We start from the raw sequence: 16,252 nt of genomic DNA, 5'->3' as shown, positions 1-16,252 counted from the left end.
GCGGCGCCCGCCATCTGAACGGGTGTCGCGCGAACCGCGGGTTGAGGTAAGTGCAGGGGGCGGGGCGAGAAGCCTCGCCCCCTGTCATGTCGTGGTGCGTCATGTGTCGTGGTGCGTCCCGTTGCGCCATGCTGCGTTCCGGGCGTGTGATGTGCGATCCGCGACACCGCCCGCCCACCGTATGACACGTTGCGCCGCAGGCGTAGCTTGGTCGATGACGCTACCGGCGCTTTTCGGTACTATGAATGGGATAGGTTCCCAAGGAGGACGATGATGTCGACGATGATGTCCGCGATGACGGCTTTCCACACCACCACACCGCATATGCTCAAGGTGTCCAAGGAGTATGCGCGGCGCACGTTGATGGGCGGCCTGTCGGGCTTCGAATCACCCATCGGCCTCGACAGGCACGACCGCATCGCGGCGCTGAAGACCGGGGATATCGGCTTCGTGCATTCCTGGGACATCAACACGGCCGTCGATGGTCCGGGCACCAGGATGACGGTCTTCATGAGCGGGTGCCCCCTGCGCTGCCAGTTCTGCCAGAACCCCGATACGTGGAAGATGCGTGACGGGCAGCCGGTGTATCTCGAGGCGATGATCGACAAGGTGGCGCGCTACCGCGACGTCTTCCAGGCCACCGGGGGAGGCATCACCTTCTCGGGCGGCGAATCGATGATGCAGCCGGCCTTCGTGTCGCGCGTCTTCCGGGCCGCCAAGGAGATGGACGTGCACACCTGCCTCGATACGGCGGGCTTCCTGAACAAGAACTACACCGACGAGATGATCGAGGACATCGATCTGTGCCTGCTCGACGTGAAGGCCGGCGACGAGGAGCGTTACAAGGTCCTCACGGGGGGCATGCTGGCCCCCACCATCGCCTTCGGCAAACGCCTGGCGGCGCACCACAAGAAGATCTGGGTGCGTTTCGTGCTCATCCCCGGCCTTACGGACGCCCCCGAGAACGTGGAGAACATCGCCCGCATCTGCGAGTCCTTCGACGGCGCGGTGGAGCATATCGACGTGCTGCCCTTCCACCAGCTGGGGCGGCCGAAATGGCACGAGTTGCGCATCCCGTATCCGCTCGAACACCAGAAGGGTCCTTCGGCCGAACTCAAGGACCGGGTCAGGCGCCAGTTCGAGGCGCACGGCTTCACCGTGTTCTAACCCACGGTCCGTTCGCCTACCATGGTGTAACCCACTCACCCTCCTCTCACACACGCTCGTATCGACCTACGGTGTTCTGACCCATGGGATATATCCATGAGCCCGCGGGTATGGGCCAGCCGGGCGCGGTTGTTCGTGGGGAGTATGCTGGGCGGCGTTTTGTGTTGAGAACGGGCGAAAGCCCGGACGCCGCGCGGCTGCACCCCCCGATGAGCGAATCGTTGAGCGAATCGTTGAACGAACCATCGAGCCGGGGAGTGCGGTGGTCGGCGCCCATGACGAGGAGGATGCTCCGGTTGGCCGATGAACCCAGACTGCTCAAGGAACCGCGCGAGGGGATACCCGAGGTCGTCGATACGCTGGAGGGTTTCCACGAGGCGTGCGAGCGTCTGGCCGGGGCGCGTGGCCCATTGGCCGCCGATGCCGAGCGTGCATCGGGATTCCGCTACGGACATGAGGACTGGCTCGTGCAGTTCAAACGCGACGGCGCGGGGATCGTCCTGTTCGATCCGATCGCACTGGGCGATCGGCATGTCGACTGGGAGGAATTCAACGGCGCCGTGGACGGTGCGGTCTGGATCCTGCATGATTCGCTCCAGGATCTGCCCGGGTACTCCCAGCTGGGCATGAGGCCGTCGGAGCTGTTCGACACCGAAATCGCCGCCCGGCTGCTCGGCATGCACCGCTTCGGTCTGGCGGCGGTCACCGAACGATTGCTGGGGCTGACCTTGGCCAAGGAACATTCCGCCGCCGACTGGTCGTATCGGCCCTTGCCCCGTGACTGGCGCAATTACGCGGCGTTGGATGTGGAACTGCTCATCGAACTCAGGCACCGTCTGCATGACGCACTCGTCAAAGCCGGCAAGGACCGGTGGGCCGAGGAGGAGTTCGCCTATGCACTGCACAAGGGCATGACGCCGCGCCCCCCGCATCCGACCCCATGGATGAGGCTCTCGCATGTCACCGTGCTCGGGCACGATCCCCAGGGGCAAGCCGTGGCCAAGGCGCTGTGGGAGGAACGCGAGCGATTGGCCAGACTTCACGACATCGCCCCCACGCTGCTGCTGTCGGACGCGGCCATCATCGCCGCGGCCCGCACCAAGCCCCGCAACGCCAAGGAGTTTCGTGCCATGCGCATCCTGAACGAACGGGTGAGGATCCATACGGGGGGTGAGCAGGACAAGATGTTCGAACGGTACGGACCCATACAGCGGCAGGTGAAGCCCGCGGCATGGAAACGAGTGATCCAGGAGGCGTTGGCGCTGCCCGAGGACCAATGGCCCACCATGCCCGAACCCCATGAGCAGGTCCACGCGAACGCGCCGCGATCCATGCGTGTGTGGTCGACCAGGCATCCCGAACGCTATGTACGGCTGCAGGCCGCCCGCAAGGCGATCAATCAGATATCCCAGGACACCCGAACGCCGCCCGAGCTGCTCGTCAAACCCCAGATGCTGCGCAACCTGTGCTGGACGGATGCGCCGCAGGAGTGCGACGTCGCGTCATTCCTGCGTGATCAGGGTGCGCGCCAATGGCAGGTGGATCTGGTCTCAGCGTCCGTAACTCGCGCTATCATGTAACGGTTGCCACATGGCAGAAGCACATGAAAAACCGTAATTCAGGAGCGCAAGAGTGAAAATCAGCGTCAGGAATCTCGAGCCCACCAAGGTGAAGCTCACCATCACCGTCGATCCGGAGGAGTTCGCCCCCTATCTGGACGGTGCCCGCAAGGAGATCGCCAAGCAGGTCAACGTCCCCGGGTTCCGCAAGGGCCACGTGCCCGGCAAGATCATCGACCAGCGTGTCGGCTTCGCCGCCGTCGCCGGCGAAGCGGTGAACAAGGCCGTTCCTGATCTCTACTCCAAGGCGTTGGAGGAGAAGAAGGTCCGCCCGATGGCCCAGCCTCAGCTGGACGTGCAGGACGTGCCGTCGACCGAAAAGGACGATACCAAGCTCAAGTTCGTCGCCACCGTCGAGCGTCGTCCCGACATCGAGCTGCCGAAGCTCGAGGGCCTGGAGATCGAGGTCGCCAAGCCCGAGGTCACCGATGAGGATGTGAACAATCGTCTCGAAACGCTGCGCAAGCGCTTCGGTACCCTGGTGGGCGTCGATCGTCCCGCGGGCAAGGGCGACTTCGCCAACATCGATCTCAACGCCACCATCGACGGTGAAAGCGTCGACTCCCAGGAGGGCGTGAGCTACGAACTCGGTTCGAACACCATGCTCGACGGTCTCGATGAGGCGCTCGACGGCCTGTCCGCGGGCGAGGAGACGACGTTCGAAGGCACGCTCGAGGCCGGCGACCACGCTGGCCAGAAGGCCCAGGTCAAGGTCAAGGTCAACTCGGTGAAGACCGAGGAACTGCCCGACCTCGACGATGATTTCGCCAAGGACGCTTCGGAATTCGACACGCTCGACGAGCTCAAGGCCGACGTGCGCAAGGCCAGCGAACGTGACGCCGAGAGCCGTCAGGCGACCGAGGCGCGCGACGCCTTCATCGCCAGGCTTGAAGAGGGCGCGGAGATCCCGGTGCCCAAGGGCGTGAAGGCCGATGCGGTGGCCGAGCACCTCAAGAATCTCAAGACCGACGAGAAGAGCGCCACCCCCGAGCAGAAGAAGGAGGCCGAGGAGAGCGCCGTCAAGGAACTGCGCGATCAGATGGTCCTCGACACCCTCGCCGAAGAGGTCAAGGTCCAGGTGTCCCAGGCCGACGTCACCAACTTCCTGGCTTCCATCGCCCAGCAGTACGGCATGGATCCCAGCCAGTTCATCAACGCGATCGTCAACAACGGCCAGCTTGGTTCCGCGGTGCAGGAGGTGGGTCGTTCCAAGGGTCTGCTCGCCGGCATGCGCGCCGTCACCTTCAAGAGCGGCGACGAGGTCCTCGACCTGTCCGCCTTCCTCGGCGAAGAGGCACAGGACGAGGAGTCCGAGAGCGTGGAAGCGGCATCCGCCGCGGCCGCGGTTGCGGATGAGGTGTCGAAGGATCCCAAGTCGTCCAAGTAGGCGACTTCCGGCTGACGGCGTCCGCACGCCCAAGATGCGTGCATGATGTGGCGTGTGCCTGAGCGCACGCCATGATGGCCGGCAGCCAAGGCGCGGAACACCGGTCGATTCGGCCGGGAGCGGTTTCAGGGCCCGAGGTCCGGCGGTACCCATGCATCGGAGCATTGCGATGTGGGGTCTGTCCTGACTTCGGGCCTTCGTCATAGATGATCGGCCCTCGTCCGGCGATCATCAATGGGTAATCGTCTGTCGGTACTCGACCAGCCACGAACCACCTGCCACGAACCACGGGAAAGGTCGGAGCATGAACGATCGACGACGGATGGGCCATCTCGCAATGGCCGTGATCGTGCTGGGCCTGCTCATCGGCATCGCGGCGGGAGGGCTGTCGTTGCTGCTGTTGGGTATCGAGCGGGTCGCCATGGGTTTCATCGAGAATTCCTCGATCCCCGGCCCGTTTCATGTATCCGCATCCCGCCGCGTGATCTCGGTGGTCGTGGGCGCGGCGATCGCGGCCCTCATCTGGTGGGTGCTGCGCACCCGGACCACACGTGTGCCAAGCGTCGGTCGGGCGGTCGCCGGCGACGAGATGCCGTGGTGGCAGACCACCGTCCATGTCCTGTTGCAGATCGTGATCGTCGGTTCCGGGTCTTCGATCGGCAGGGAGGTGGCACCGCGCGAGTTCGCCGCGATGCTGGCCCAGCGGTATTTGCGCCTGGCACGCTGGGCTTCGACCCGTTTCGAGCGATGGACCTATGCGTGGTCGGACGCCGATCGGCGCATGCTGGTGGCGGTCAGCGCGGGGGCCGGTCTGGCGGGCGTGTACGACGCCCCGTTGGCCGGGGCCTTCTTCTCGGTGGAGATACTCCTGGCCGAGGTGACCCTGGAGAAGGTCGCCGTATCGCTCGGCATGTCCGCCCTGGCCGCCGCCGTCGCCACCGCCATCAAAGACGCCGTCGAGCATGGCCACCACGTGTTTTATGTGCTGCCGGGACTGCCGTCCTCGGGCTCGCCGAGTCTCATGGTGTTCGCCGTGCTGGCCGGTGCGATCTGCGGCATCGGCGGAGCCCTCTTCCGTGCGGGTTCGCGGTGGGGTGAGGCGGGGCCACGACGCGATGCCGGTCTGCTCTGGCGCATGCCGGCCGCGGCGGCCTTCACCGGGCTCGTGGCCGTCGTGCTGCCCCAGGTCTTCGGTAACGGCCGGGCCGCCGCCCAGCTCGCCTTCGATCCGACGATGATCGGCCGTCTTGTTCCCGGGTTTTCGAACCTTGTCGCCGGGGTGGGCAGCCGGACCGTGGCGGTCGCGCTCATACTTGTGGTCACGGTGGTCGCCAAGGCCGGCGTCACGATACTCACCATCCGTTCCGGGGCGTCGGGAGGGGTGCTGCAGCCCGGTATCGCCGTCGGGGCGAACCTCGGCGCGTTGCTCGGCATGGGGTGGACGTTGCTGGTCCCCGGTGCATCGCCCGCGGCCTACGCGCTCATCGGTGCGTGCGCGCTGCTCGCCGCCTCGCAGCATGCCCCGCTCATGGCGCTGTGTCTCGTGATGGAACTCTGCGCCGCTCCTCTCGCGTTCATGGTGCCGGCCGGCATCGCCGTCGCCGTCTCCTGCCTCGTCTCCACCCAGCTGTCACGCCGCCCCGGCACATCCCGTTCTCGCAGTCAGCGCAACTAGCGTGTGCCGTCGTTTCGACGCGGTAATCTTCTACATGTATAACGATCGATAAGGAGATATGGTGGCAGATTTTCTGACATCCTCACCCAGCATGGACGATGGGGGACAACCCTCGCCCACGGATCCGATTTTCACCCGGCTGCTCAAGGACCGCATCATCTGGCTTGGTTCCGAGGTCAAGGACGAGAACGCCAATGTGATCTGCGCCCAGATGCTGATGCTGGCCGCGGAGGATCCCAAGCGCGACATCTGGCTGTACATCAACTCCCCGGGTGGCTCCATCACCTCGGGCATGGCGATCTATGACACGATGCAGCTCATCGAACCGGACGTCGCCACGGTGGCCGTCGGCATGGCCGCCTCCATGGGGCAGTTCCTGCTCAGCTCAGGCACCAAGGGCAAGCGCTTCATCACGTCGCACGCCCGTGTGCTCATGCACCAGCCTTCCGGCGGTGTGGGCGGCACGGCCACGGATGTGCGCATCAACGCGGAACTCATCATGGACATGAAGAAGACCCTCTCGCAGCTGACCGCCGAACAGACCGGTCACACGATCGAGGAGATCTACCGCGACAACGAATACGACCATTGGTACACCGCCGAGCAGGCGTTGGACTATGGATTCGTCGACAAGATCGTGACCACCCCCGAGACCATGACGGCCCAGGGGCAGCACGAGGGCGCATCCGACGAAAGCAAGGGGGAGTGAGCATGGCGAGCGAAGAGGCACGATTCATCGCCCGGGCCGACCGGTTGGCCGGACCTCGTGGCGTCGCCGCCGTCCAGGCGCAGAACCGCTACGTTCTGCCGCAGTTCAGCGAGAAGACCCCGTACGGCATGAAGACGCAGGATCCGTACACCAAATTGTTCGAGGATCGCATCATTTTCATGGGCGTGCAGGTCGACGACACGTCGGCCGATGACATCATGGCGCAGCTGTTGGTCCTGGAAAGCCAGGATCCGAACCGCGACGTCATGATCTACATCAATTCCCCGGGCGGTTCCATGACCGCGATGACCGCGATCTACGACACCATGCAGTATATCCAGCCCGATGTGCAGACGGTCTGTCTCGGGCAGGCGGCCTCCGCAGCCGCGGTGTTGTTGGCGGCCGGCACCAAGGGCAAGCGGCTCATCCTGCCGAACGCCCGCGTGCTCATCCATCAGCCGGCGATCGATCAGGGATTCGGTAAGGCGACCGAGATCGAGATCCAGGCCAAGGAGATGCTGCGCATGCGCACCTGGCTCGAGAACACGCTGGCCAAGCACACCGGTCAGGACGTCGAACGCATCCGCAAGGACATCGAGGTCGACACCTTCCTGACGGCCGAGGACGCGAAGTCCTACGGCATCGTGGACGCGGTGCTCGAGCACCGCAAGTAGAACCCCAGGTGAATCACATGACGATACCCCCGACGCGACCGGCGTCGGGGGTATCGTCGACATCAGGGCAGACATGGAAGGACAGTGACGTCGTATGGGACATGTGATCAGCTATAACGAGGATGCGCCGCGTTGCACGTTCTGCGGCAAAAGCGAACGGCAGGTCCGCAAGCTGGTCACCGGTCCGAGCGCCGCCATATGCGACGAATGCATCGCCCTGTGCGTCGACATCATCTCCGAGGAGCACAAGGCGGACGCCGGTGCGGAATCACTCGAACTGCCGACCCCGGCAGCCATCGCCGACTATCTCGATCGTCACGTGATCGGCCAGGCCGCGACCAAACGCACGTTGGCGGTGGCCGTCTATAACCACTACAAACGTGTGAACATGGAACTGCGCGACGCGACCGAACCGGGGTTGGGAGGACGTTCCGATCCGCTCCCCGGCGGAGGGAACCCCGGGGAGCGGGGGCTTGATACCGCGCTGCGCGCCGTGAAGGTGGCCAAATCCAACATCCTGCTCATCGGCCCGACCGGCGTCGGCAAGACCTACCTTGCACGCACGCTCGCGGGCATCATGCACGTCCCCTTCGTCATCACCGACGCCACCACACTCACGGAGGCGGGGTATGTGGGCGACGACGTGGAGACCGTCCTCCAACGGCTCCTGCAGGCGGCCGACGGCGATGTGGCGCGTGCGCAGCACGGCATCGTCTACATCGACGAAATCGACAAGATCGCCCGCAAGAGCGGCGAGAACACCTCCATCACCCGCGACGTGAGCGGAGAAGGAGTGCAGCAGGCGCTACTCAAGATCCTCGAGGGCACGATCGCCTCGGTACCGTTGGAGGGGACGCGCAAGCATCGCGATCAGGAGACCGTCCAGCTCGACACCCGTGGCATATTGTTCATCTGCGGCGGCGCCTTCGTCGGCTTGGACGAGATCGTGGCCCGACGGCTGGGCACGCACGAAAGCGGGTTCGGCGCCTCCTGGCACACGCATCAGGTCGATCCGCATGAGCTCCTCGAACAGGCCGATCCCGACGATCTCTCGGAGTTCGGGCTGTTGCCCGAGTTCATCGGTCGACTGCCCATCGTGAGCGTGCTCCACGAACTCGACGAACGTGATCTGAGCGATATCCTGGTCAAACCGGCGGATGCGCTGACCAAGCAGTATCGCAAGCTCCTCGCCCTCGATGGGGTCGATCTGCAGTTCACCCCCGAGGCGATCTCCTCGATGGCGGCCATGGCCATACGGCGGGGGATTGGCGCCAGGGGGCTGCGCTCGATCATCGAACGGACGTTGGAGACGACGATGTTCGAGCTGCCACAACGGCCTCAGGTGCGTCGGGTGGTAGTGGATGCGCCCGCGGTCGAGGGGACCTCGGCCCCTCGCATGCTCACCGATGCCGTGGAGCCGCATCGCCGTCGCGTGGCCTGACCTCCCTGGCTTTGGGGACCTTTGCCGCCTGCGCGTGGTTTGAGGTTGCGGCAACCGGGTGCGGCGACAGGTTGTGATGACCTGCTTCGCCGACCGGGCACTGCGACCGACTGCTCAGCGCCGACTCTCGTCCTTGTCGTCCGGCAGGCAGGACCAGACATAGGCGGCGTTGACGGGATAGTCCTCCGGTTTGCGCCCTTCGCCGAGGATTTCATAGCGCCGCCACACCTCGGCGATCTCGCGTTTCGCGGCCAGGGCCTCCTCGCGCGTCAACACGAGGGTCCCCATGGACAGCACGGTGTATTCGTCGGTTTCGAGCCAGCCCCGGCGCCGCGCTTCCATGCGTTGCCGCAGCATGCGTTCGATGCGTCGGCGCAGCGGCACCAGCATGGCGTCCATGAACCGCATGCGCACCTGGGAGCGCGGCTCGGCGCTCACCGCGACGCTGTAGTGGCGCGCACTCGGCACCCATGGGCTTTCCCTGCCGTCGCGGGCCGCCTTGGTCTTATGCACGATGCCGATGGCGCCCAGTTCACGCAGGTGATAGCTCATCACGCTCGGTGAGACGCCGACCACGGCGGCGATTTCGGTGGCGGTGAGAGGCCTCTGCCGTTCGAACAGCTCCTCCAGTGCCGCGTATCGTATCGGGTGGGAGATGATCCTCACGTTGCGTGGGTCACTGACCTCGAATACATCTGGCAGATGGCGCTGCGTCTCTTCGGTCGTCATGCGTGGGTCCTCTTTTCCGACATCCCCGGCCCGATGCGGTCTGCGCGGCCATATCATGGCTCGATCCAGGGCATTTCGGTCCTTATGTTTCGATCGTGTAAATACTATCAAAGTTTTCAGAACGCTTTCTTGGAACAACGTTGGAATATATGGTAATGGCGGTCCCATATACGGAAAAGACATCTCTCCTTTTATAACTGCACCACGGCGACTCTCGGTAATGCCAGTTCAAAAACGTTGGAAATTCAACGTTATGCGGGTTTGGACCTCACTCAGCCGTTCGATGGCGGGGAGCAGTCGAAACGCAGGGGGAACCATGTTGCTCCTACAATGCCAAACAACCGACGGGAATGCGGTCGGGCGGTGTGCATGCCGTCCGGGCAAGGCCGATATACCGGGCGCAAGCCCCATACCAAGGAGCAGGACGTGGATTCGAGAGTCGTGACGCATGGTGGTGCGCAAGGTTCGCCTCGCGCGGTGACGGGGGAGTGGACGCGGTGATCAAGTACATTCTCAAGCGCTGCTTCAACTATGTCATCATGCTGTTCATCGCGACCTCGATGACCTACTTCCTCGCGAGCGCCTTCATGGATCCCCGATCGAACTACATGTCGCGTCATCCGCATCCTCCCATCGCCTCGATCAACCGTTCGCTCGACCTGGCCAACATCAACGACCAGACGCCGGTCATTGTGCGCTACGGCCGCTGGCTCACCGGCATCGTCACCCGGTGGAACTGGGGCCTGAGCCCCGAGCAGTCGCCGATCAACGGCGCCATCGCCCCGCGTATCCTCGCATCCGTGCAGTTGGTGACCGTGGCCACCGTGCTTTCCATCATCTTCGGCGTGAGCATCGGCGTGTACACCGCCATCCGCCAGTACAAGTGGCAGGACCGCACGCTCAACTCCATCGCCACGTTCTTCCTGGTCATCCCCACCGCCGTGCTCGGTCTGGTGATCGTATACCTCGCCGTGAGTATGAACAACGGCATCGGGCAGCGCATCTTCTACGTCACGGGCCTGCACTCCTACAGCGGCGGCAATCCGTTCGCCTGGTTCCTCGATCTGCTGCAGCATCTCGTGCTGCCCACGATCGTGATGACGATCCCCGGCACCGTGAGCTACCACCTCACCCAGCGCACCTACCTGCTCGACACCATGAACGCCGACTACGTGCGCACCGCCCGGGCCAAGGGCCTGCCGCTGAACAAGGCCATCCGCCGTCACGCGCTGCGCACCTCGCTCATCCCCACCGCCGTGGACGTCGCCTTCTCCATCGCGAGCATCTTCACCGGCGCGGTCATCACCGAAACGGTGTTCGCCATCAACGGGTTGGGCAGCTACTTCGTGCAGGCCATCGGCGACAACGACATCAACGGGTCGGTCGCCATCGCCGCGTTCGGCGGGGTGTGCACCCTGACCGGCGCGCTCTTGGCCGATATCTTCTCGGCTTGGCTCGACCCCAGAATCCGACTGAGCTAGGGGACGGCGATGAACGACACATCAATCACATCCGGACGCCGTACGGCAGGCATCACACCACTGGCAGCCGGCATGACATCACTACGAGAAGGAAGGTCCCAGCGATGAGCACCGCGGCCATGATTCCCACCGGGCTCCCCGCCGACCCCGACTCCGCACCGAATTCCGGCGTCGACCCCAACACGGACAAGCCGCGCAGCGACTTCAAACGCACCGGCCGCATGACGCTGTACGTCAGGCGCTTCTTCCGCCGCCCCTCCGCGGTCGTCGGACTCGTCATGCTCGTGATCCTGCTTTTCTTCGCCCTCGTCGGCAGCCACCTGACCAAGTGGGCGTATGACCAGCCCGACTTCACCGCATTGTCCGATCCGCCGAGCGCCGATCATTGGCTCGGCACCACGACCGGCGGTTCCGACATGTACGCCCTGATCATCCGGGGTCTGGGCCGCTCCCTGTCGATCGGATTCATCAGCTCCATCGCGATCACCATCATCGCCGCCTTCATCGGCACCGCCATCGCCTACTTCGAGGGCGCCGTGGAGAAGGTCGGCATGTGGCTGCTCGACATGCTCCTCGTCGTGCCGTCCTTCCTGCTCATCGCGCTGATCATCAGCGGTTCGACCGGCGGCAACGACTGGATCTGGCTGATCTTCGGCCTCACGGCGTTCGGCTGGGTCGGCTACGCGCGAACGCTGCGGACCCTGACGCTGAGCCTGCGCGAACGTGAGTACATCAAGGCGGCCAAGTACATGGGCGTCCCGGCGTTCCGGATCATCCTGCGCCATCTCATCCCCAACCTCGGGTCGGTGCTGGTCATCAACACCGTGCTGGGCGTCGTGTCGGCGGTCAACAGCGAGACCGCGCTGAGCTTCCTGGGACTGGGCATCAAGGCCCCCGACACCTCCCTCGGTACATTGCTCAACAACGGCCAGAGCATCATCCTCACGGCGCCCTGGGTGCTGCTGTTCCCCTCCATCGTGCTGATCCTGCTCACGTTCTCCGTGCAGTTGATCGGCGATGGGCTCCGCGACGCCATCGATCCCTATTCACGTTCGGCGGGAAAGGCTGAGTAATGAGCAACGCAATGGAAGCAACCACCGATCGGTCCGCATTCCGGTCCACCACGCCGTCGGCCGTAACCGCCGCCCCTGCCGCACCGCACGCCGCCACAAGTCACGAAGGCGAGGCCCCCGTGCTCAGTGTGCGTGACCTCAACGTCTCCTTCGCCTCGGAGGCCGGAACCGTACGCGCCGTACGCGGCATGAACTTCGACCTGTACCGCGGCAAGACGCTGGGGATCGTGGGGGAGTCGGGCTCCGGCAAATCCGTGACCTCCATGTCGATCATGGGGCTGCTCGACTCGAACGCCCACGTCGAGGGGTCGATCACGTGGCACGGCGAAGAGCTCCTGACCAAGAACGACCTGGCCATGAGCAAGATTCGCGGCAAGGGCATCGCCATGGTCTTCCAGGACCCGCTGTCGGCCCTGACGCCCGTGTTCTCGATCGGCGACCAGATCAAGGAATCCCTGGTCATCCACAATCCGCATATGGGCGAGCGGCAGATTCGCGACCGTTCGATCGAACTGCTCGAACTCGTGGGCATCCCCGAACCGGAGGAGCGGCTCAAGTCGTTCCCCTACCAGTTCTCCGGCGGCATGCGCCAGCGCGTCATGATCGCCATGGCCATCGCCAACGACCCCGATGTCATCATCGCCGATGAGCCGACCACCGCGTTGGACGTCACCATCCAGGCCCAGGTGCTCGACGTGCTCAAGAAGGCGCAGCAGGAGACCGGGGCCGCGGTCATCTTCATCACCCACGATCTCGGCGTCATCGCGGGCATCGCCGACGACATCATCGTCATGTACACCGGCCGCCCCGTGGAGAGCGCCCCCGTCGACGACATCTTCGCGCATCCCGCCATGCCGTACACCATGGGTCTGCTCGGCGCCGTCCCACGCTCCGACCGGGAGCGTTCCGGCCGGCTCGTGCCCATCCCCGGTTCGCCCACGAATCTGGTCGACCTGCCCAAGGGTTGCCCGTTCGCCGACCGTTGCCCGCTGGCCATCGACATCTGCCGACAGCGCGAGCCGAACCTCGAAGCCATTCCAGGGCGTCCCGGCCAATTCGCCGCCTGCCATCGCGCCGGCGAGATCGTCGAGAAAGGTCTGACATTCTCCGACGTCTACCAGGTCAGTGAGGGCGTCACCTCGAAATTCGCCGGAGTGGCCCGCGAGGACCGTGCCGTGGCGCTCGACGTGCAGGGCCTGGTCAAGACCTTCCCGCTCACGGCTGGGGGCTTCCTGCGGCGCAAGATCGGCGAGGTGCATGCCGTCGATGGCGTGAACCTCGAGATCCGCGAGGGCGAGACCCTGGCGCTCGTCGGCGAGTCCGGCTCGGGCAAATCCACCACGCTCAGCGAGATCATGAGCTTCACCAAGCCGCAGGCCGGTTCGGTGACGATTTTCGACACACCCGTCGATGACCATGTGGCCCGGGCGAAGCGGCGCGAACTGCGCGGCATGGTCCAGTACATCTTCCAGGATCCCATGAGTTCGCTCGACCCCAGGCTGCCGATCTACGACATCCTCGCCGAGCCGCTCAGGGCCCAGCACAAGAGCCGCGAGGAGATCCGCGTGCGCATCGAGGAGCTCATGACCCTGGTCGAGCTCAACCCCGATCAGGTGGATCGTTTCCCGACGCAGTTCTCCGGTGGCCAGCGCCAGCGCATCGCCATCGCACGCGCGTTGGCGGTTAGCCCCAAGCTGCTGCTGCTCGACGAGCCGGTCTCGGCACTCGACGTCTCGATTCAGGCCGGGGTCATCAACCTGCTTGAGGATCTGCAGAACAAGCTCGGCATCGCCTACCTGTTCGTGGCCCACAACCTGTCGGTCGTCCGGCACATCTCCAACCGCATCGCGGTCATGTACCTGGGGCGCATCGTGGAAAGCGGGTCGACCGCCGAGGTCTTCCTGCACCCCAAGCACCCGTACACGCAGGCCCTGCTGTCGGCCGTGCCCGTCCCCGATCCCGCGATCGAGCGCCGTCGTGCGCGCACCGTGCTGCAGGGCGAGCTGCCCAGTCCCTCCGAGACCTTCACGGGTTGCCCATTCGCGGGCCGCTGTCCGTTGTTCGTCTCGCTGAGCAAGGAGGCGCAGCAGCGCTGCCTGAACGAGCGTCCGGGCCTGACCGCCCGGGCGGACACCGATCCCGATCACCTGGCGGCTTGCCACTGGGTGTGAGGGCACGCGCCGGCACGGCACCGATGACCATTCGGGAACCTGCCGGCGATATGAATTGTCACCGTCAGGCCGACCCCGTGTCGGAATGGCGATGAAGACGGTATGCGAACACTCGCATACCGGGTCGTCGTGGGGTTTCCCACCCCGCGGCCACAGAGAGGAGACACAGGATGAAAACACGAAAGAGCGGGGTGCTCGCAGCCGTTTCGGCCGCTGCGGCGGTGGCCATGCTGCTGTCCGCGTGCGGCGGCTCGTCGAGCGAGTCGAAGACCAAGGTCGACTACGTCGAGCCCTCGTCCGGCATTCCCTCGTCCTACAAGGGCGAACTGCCGACCCCGAGCGCCACCAAGGGCTACTACAACCAGCAGTCCCGGGACAACGTCAAGGACGGCGGCACGCTGAACCTGGCGATTTCCGAGATCGGACCGAACTGGAACTATCTGAGCACCGACGGCAACACCGGTTACATGTCGAACCTGTGGCAGTGGTACCAGCCCAACCTGGTCACCGCCGGCAATGACGTGTCGGGTGCGAAGATCTCGGCCAACAAGGATTACCTGACGGACATGAAGCTCGTGTCCAAGGATCCGATGGTCGTGCAGTACGACATCAACCCCAAGGCCAACTGGAACGACGGCAAGCCGATCGACTGGACCGCGTTCAAGGCGACCTGGGTCGCCTACAACGGCAAGGATCAGGCTTACAACCCGCCGAGCACCGATGGCTTCGACAGCATCGCGAGTGTGGAGCAGGGCGACAACGCCAAGCAGGTCATCGTGAAGTACGCCAAGCCGTACTACCCCTGGCAGCTGGTGTTCACCAGTCTCGTGAACCCCGAGGCCGGCGACGCCAAGACCTTCACCTCCGGATGGGTGAACAACCCCCACAACGAATGGGCCGCAGGTCCGTACGTCGTGTCGTCGTCGAGCGATTCCCAGGTCACGTTCACCCCGAACCCGAAGTGGTGGGGCAACAAGCCCAAGCTCGATAAGGTCGTCTACAAGCAGATGGCGTCGACCGCCGAGATCAACGCCTTCGAAAACGGCGAGATCGATGCGGCCGATGATGTGAGCACCGCCGATCAGGTCAAGACCGTGCGCTCCGTCGCCGACGGCACCCTGCGCATGGGCTACAGCACCAAGACCCGCGTCATGCAGTACAATGGCAAGTCCGAGGCGCTCAAGGACGTCAACGTCCGCAAGGCGCTGACCCAGGCCTTCGACGTCGCCACCTACAACAAGGTGCAGTTCAAGGGATTGAACTGGGAAGCGCCGCAGCCGGGTTCGGAACTGCTTTCGCCGTTCCAGAAGGGCTATGAGAACAACCGCCCCGCCGAAGGCAACTTCAACGTCGCCAACGCCAAGAAGACGCTCGAATCCGCCGGATACAAGATGGGTTCGGACGGCTACTACGCCAAGGGCGGCAAGACGCTCGAGGTGTCCTTCACCTACTTCGGCACGGATGCCACCCAGCAGGCGCTCGCCGGTGCCTACCAGGCCATGATGAAGTCCGCGGGCATCAAGGTGAAGATCGTCAACCAGAGCGAGAGCAAGTTCTCGAAGACCGTTTCCAGCGGTGACTACCAGGTGCTGCCCATGGCCTGGCAGGCCACCAGCGCCCTCGGCTTCGTCACCGCCGGCCCCCAGCTCTACACCTCCGACGGTGCGAGCAACTTCACGTTCGTCGGCAGCAAGGAGATCGACGCCATGCTCAAGAAGGCCGGCTCCCTGTCGGACTACGACGAGCAGACGAAGGCCGCCAACGCCGCCGAGAAGGAAGCCCTGAAGCTCTACGGCACCATCCCGGTTTCCACGCCTCCGAGCTTCGTGGGTGCGAAGAAGAACCTCGCCAACTACGGCGTGACGCTCTTCGCCAATCCCGCTCCGGAGGACGTCGGCTGGCAGAAGTGATGCCGACCTACCGGTGACGAGGGCCGGTGGCTGCGATGGCGGATGGTTCGCCACGGCGGTCACCGGCCCTCGTGTTATTTCTTGGCCTTCGTGCGGTCGCCGGCCCTTGTGTATTCACCGGCGGTGCGCATTCTCCGCGGGTATCTAGGTTGCCGGACACCGGCTGAGGTCGAGGCCCTGTATCATTGACACCAAGCGACACCCGTCGTCCAATAC

General features: G+C 64.4%; 12 protein-coding genes. 11 read left to right on the top strand and 1 reads right to left on the bottom strand.

Going from position 1 to position 16,252, the window contains the following annotated elements; all coding sequences use genetic code 11:
* The first annotated feature begins 285 nt into the window (after positions 1 to 285).
* The 7 genes from pflA (at position 286) to clpX (ending at position 8,672) form a co-directional block, all read left to right on the top strand.
* The gene (gene pflA, locus BMON_RS04290) at positions 286 to 1,167 is read left to right on the top strand and encodes a pyruvate formate-lyase-activating protein (protein ID WP_033511344.1); all 882 of its coding nucleotides are present in this window, start codon (positions 286 to 288) and stop codon (positions 1,165 to 1,167) included.
* Between the two features lie 287 nt (positions 1,168 to 1,454).
* Complete coding sequence (locus tag BMON_RS04285) at positions 1,455 to 2,747, top strand: HRDC domain-containing protein (RefSeq protein WP_033511112.1); 1,293 nt, start codon at positions 1,455 to 1,457, stop codon at positions 2,745 to 2,747.
* A gap of 52 nt (positions 2,748 to 2,799) precedes the next feature.
* Positions 2,800 to 4,173 carry a trigger factor gene (tig, locus tag BMON_RS04280; protein WP_033511110.1) on the top strand — a complete coding sequence of 458 codons (1,374 nt, stop codon included), beginning with the start codon at positions 2,800 to 2,802 and terminating at the stop codon, positions 4,171 to 4,173.
* Between the two features lie 304 nt (positions 4,174 to 4,477).
* Entirely contained in the window at positions 4,478 to 5,848 is a 1,371-nt protein-coding gene (locus tag BMON_RS04275) for a chloride channel protein (protein WP_033511108.1), read from the top strand.
* A 58-nt stretch (positions 5,849 to 5,906) separates the two neighbouring features.
* A complete protein-coding gene (locus tag BMON_RS04270; protein WP_407711957.1) occupies positions 5,907 to 6,557 on the top strand; it encodes an ATP-dependent Clp protease proteolytic subunit in 651 nt (216 codons plus the stop codon).
* 2 nt (positions 6,558 to 6,559) lie between these two features.
* Positions 6,560 to 7,231: an ATP-dependent Clp protease proteolytic subunit gene (locus BMON_RS04265; RefSeq protein ID WP_033511106.1), complete on the top strand. Its 672-nt coding sequence runs from the start codon at positions 6,560 to 6,562 to the stop codon at positions 7,229 to 7,231.
* A gap of 94 nt (positions 7,232 to 7,325) precedes the next feature.
* Positions 7,326 to 8,672 carry an ATP-dependent Clp protease ATP-binding subunit ClpX gene (gene clpX, locus BMON_RS04260; protein WP_033511104.1) on the top strand — a complete coding sequence of 449 codons (1,347 nt, stop codon included), beginning with the start codon at positions 7,326 to 7,328 and terminating at the stop codon, positions 8,670 to 8,672.
* Between the two features lie 114 nt (positions 8,673 to 8,786).
* Here clpX and BMON_RS09250 read toward each other — a convergent pair whose 3' ends face one another.
* Positions 8,787 to 9,401 (bottom strand): ArsR/SmtB family transcription factor, encoded by a 615-nt coding sequence (locus tag BMON_RS09250; protein WP_051917883.1) that lies wholly within the window; start codon positions 9,399 to 9,401, stop codon positions 8,787 to 8,789.
* 497 nt (positions 9,402 to 9,898) lie between these two features.
* On the opposite strand from BMON_RS09250, the gene BMON_RS04250 reads away from it, so the two are divergent.
* The 4 genes from BMON_RS04250 to BMON_RS04235 all read left to right on the top strand — a co-directional run bounded on the left by BMON_RS04250 (position 9,899) and on the right by BMON_RS04235 (position 16,036).
* A complete protein-coding gene (locus BMON_RS04250; RefSeq protein WP_033511338.1) occupies positions 9,899 to 10,882 on the top strand; it encodes an ABC transporter permease in 984 nt (327 codons plus the stop codon).
* A gap of 119 nt (positions 10,883 to 11,001) precedes the next feature.
* Entirely contained in the window at positions 11,002 to 11,955 is a 954-nt protein-coding gene (locus BMON_RS04245) for an ABC transporter permease (RefSeq protein WP_033511336.1), read from the top strand.
* An 11-nt stretch (positions 11,956 to 11,966) separates the two neighbouring features.
* Positions 11,967 to 14,126: a dipeptide ABC transporter ATP-binding protein gene (locus tag BMON_RS04240; RefSeq protein ID WP_081882895.1), complete on the top strand. Its 2,160-nt coding sequence runs from the start codon at positions 11,967 to 11,969 to the stop codon at positions 14,124 to 14,126.
* Between the two features lie 170 nt (positions 14,127 to 14,296).
* A complete protein-coding gene (locus tag BMON_RS04235) occupies positions 14,297 to 16,036 on the top strand; it encodes an ABC transporter family substrate-binding protein (protein ID WP_033511103.1) in 1,740 nt (579 codons plus the stop codon).
* Positions 16,037 to 16,252: the final 216 nt, after the last annotated feature.

It is taken from the genome of Bifidobacterium mongoliense DSM 21395 (genome assembly GCF_000741285.1).
In the GTDB taxonomy this organism is placed as follows: Bacteria; Actinomycetota; Actinomycetes; order Actinomycetales; family Bifidobacteriaceae; genus Bifidobacterium; species Bifidobacterium mongoliense.
Note: the sequence above shows the minus strand (reverse complement) of the source record. Positions and strands in the feature narration are given on the sequence as shown.